This window comes from Caballeronia sp. M23-90, from assembly GCF_053574605.1.
This window is the reverse complement of record NZ_JBSIPA010000656.1, coordinates 1-2,658: the sequence shown is the minus strand read 5'-3', so window position 1 is coordinate 2,658 and position 2,658 is coordinate 1. Positions and strand designations below refer to the sequence as shown.

Annotated in this window: 3 protein-coding genes; all 3 read right to left on the bottom strand. The window is 59.7% G+C overall.

Annotation, left to right across the window (positions count from 1 at the left end; all coding sequences use genetic code 11):
* Nucleotides 1–69: 69 nt before the first annotated feature.
* From tnpC to ACRXB1_RS34210, 3 genes are read right to left on the bottom strand one after another with little or no spacing between them, the layout of a single operon-like run.
* Nucleotides 70–1,650 carry an IS66 family transposase gene (gene tnpC, locus ACRXB1_RS34220; protein WP_449494564.1) on the bottom strand — a complete coding sequence of 527 codons (1,581 nt, stop codon included), beginning with the start codon at nt 1,648–1,650 and terminating at the stop codon, nt 70–72.
* Between the two features lie 30 nt (nt 1,651–1,680).
* Nucleotides 1,681–2,037: an IS66 family insertion sequence element accessory protein TnpB gene (gene tnpB / locus ACRXB1_RS34215; RefSeq protein ID WP_184108325.1), complete on the bottom strand. Its 357-nt coding sequence runs from the start codon at nt 2,035–2,037 to the stop codon at nt 1,681–1,683.
* Entirely contained in the window at nt 2,013–2,576 is a 564-nt protein-coding gene (locus ACRXB1_RS34210; RefSeq protein WP_449494563.1) for a transposase, read from the bottom strand. Before ACRXB1_RS34210 ends, tnpB begins: the two co-directional genes overlap by 25 nt.
* Between the last annotated feature and the right edge of the window lie 82 nt (nt 2,577–2,658).

Sequence of the window (2,658 nt, the reverse complement as noted above, 5' to 3'; positions counted from 1 at the left end):
GTATGCGGTCCATCAGCGACGCCCCTCAATTCAGGTGTCGGAGCGCGTGACGTGTGGTAGGAACGCGGATCAGCGTAGGTGGGCCGGCAGCTTCCAGGGAAGCAGCGCGTCGTAGTCGTCGACCGTCTTTGCCAGAGGCAACCGCTGGAACAGCCAGGTGAGATAGCGATACGGATCGATGCCGTTGGCTTTTGCTGACTCGACCAGCGAATAAAGATTCGCACTCGCATGTGCGCCAGCAACTGTATCGGCAAACAGGAAGCTTTTGCGTGCGACGACAAACGGGCGAATGGAATTTTCGCAGGGATTGTTCGATATGGGCCAGTTGCCGTTCTCGACGTAACGGATCAGCTTGGGCCACTGCCCGTGCAGGTAGGTCAGAGCCTTGCCGAGTAAGCTTTGAGGAACGACGCCGGGCCTCTGTTCGAGCGTCAGCTTTTCGATGGCATCGAGCACGCGTGCACTGTATCGTCGCCGCAATCGCTGTCGTCGTTCAGCCGTCCACGTTTCACTGCGCGCCTCCGCCGCGAACAGCTTGCCGATCAGTTTGATGAAGCGCGTCGCGAGCAGGTTGGACGAGCGTGCGGCCTTCGGCACATTATCTTCGGCCTTGACCAGATACCGTCTCGCGTGAGCCCAGCATCCGAGATGCACGAGCTGATACTGTTCAGCGATGCCGTTGTAGGGTTCGTATCCGTCAGTCATCAGAACCGCACCCTTGCGAATGCCGGTGAACAGTTTGTCGGCCAGCTTCGCGCCGCGACCAGCCGTATAGGCGAAACAGCGGATGGGAGTTCCCGATCCGGTCATTTGCGCCCAGAGATAGCTTTTCGTTTGCGGCTTGCGCCCTTCTTCCTTCAGGACCTGGAACGTCGTCTCGTCGCAGTAGATCACGTCAGCATCGAGCAACGCGTCGCGCATCAGGTTGATAACGGGCTGCGTCGCGAGACCGACGCGTACCATGCTCGCGGCGAGCGTGTTCGATGAGATGTCGCCACCGAAGCGTCGCAGCAGGACCGCCTGGCGATAGATCGGCATGCCAAACTGATACTTGCCGGAGGCGACCCACGCGAGCGCCGATTCCGTGAGCAGTCCACGCGGGATGATGCGCAGCGGTGCCGGCGTGACCTTGATGCCAAGATCACAGCACGGGCAGGCATACTTGACGCGCTGGTGCTGGATGACGCGAAGCTGTTCGGGGATTACGTCGAGCTGCTCGCTCGTTTCGACACCGATCTCGACGAGCGCATGGCCGTCGTGGTTGCAGAAGCGTTCGGCTTCCGGAAGTTCGTGCCGAACGACTTCGCGCGGCAAGTTGGGATCGAGCGGTTTGCGATGACCACGCTTCTTGCGCGTGTGCGCGGCGATCCTGGTTTCGGGAGTATCTTCCTGCGCGGGTGTAGCGTTCGTGCCGAGCACTTCGGCTTCATTGAACAGACCGGGCTGATCCGATGCGCGAGCTTCGCTCTTCGCGCCGAACAGCTCGCGCCGGTAAGCGCGCAGTCGTTCCTCAGCCAGGTCGCGCTCCGCAGTCACGAGACGCAGTGCGCTGCGTAACCCGTCGCGCTCTGACTGAAGGGCGTCATGCTCCTCGCGCATCGCGAGGAGCATCCTGAGTTCGTCAGCGTCGATGGTCACGTTGATCGGCATACCACTTAGACCAGTATGCCGACGACATGTTCAGCTCACACGCGCATAATGTCGCTTCGGATGACGCTGGAGCGCAGCGATGTCGGCACCCCCGAGAAGCCAGTGCAGCAGCTCGACGGTCAATGCCACGACCTCGCTATTGTCATCAGGCCAGACGAAGCGATCATTGGCCTCGAGTCTCTTGAGCATGAGCCAGAAACCGTTGTCCTGCCAGCCCAGGATCTTGACGCGATCGCATCTCCGGTTGGTAAAAACGTAGAGTGAGGAATCCATGGGATTCAGGCGCATCGCCTGTTCGACGAGAATCGACAGACTGTTCATTCCGTACCGGAAATCGACGGGATCGCGGTACAGGTACACCTTCAGATTTTCGTCGAACCGGAACACGGCATCCTCCCGAACATCTGGACCACGGTGCTCAGTTCGTCGATGCTCGCTGCACTGAGATCAAGCTCCACGCCATTCGACAGTCGCACATGCAGCGAAAGCGTGATCGGCGCAGTTGCAGTCAACACGAGTGGCAACGGCGGCACCGATGATGTTGAAACGACCGGCACAAATGCAGAAGTAGACGGTGCGCACAGGAGGTGCTTACGTGAGCCCGCAACGTCGGTCGATCCGTCATCCACGCAACGACGGAAGTCTTCGTGGGCAATTGCGTCGACGGCAGATGACGGTAGCTCGCGCTCGTCGGCGCGCGTTTCCTGCGATGCAAATGCGATGCCTTTCTCGCGCTCCATCAGATACTTCGCGATCCATTTGCGCAGCAGGTTAGCGTTGATCCCATGCTCCTGTGCCAAACGGGCGACCGACGCGCCTGGTCGCAACGCGGCCTCGATCAGTACGCGCTTGCCTCCCTCGTCATAGCGACGGCGCCCGTCGCGGCTTTGACGAACTACTTTCAACTCTGAGTCTTTGCCAGTCATAGGTGTCCACCTCCAAATTGGTGGACACCTATGCTCCTCGCTCAGAGCGTCAGTTGGTAGACGTCGAAAATGGATCGCTTAC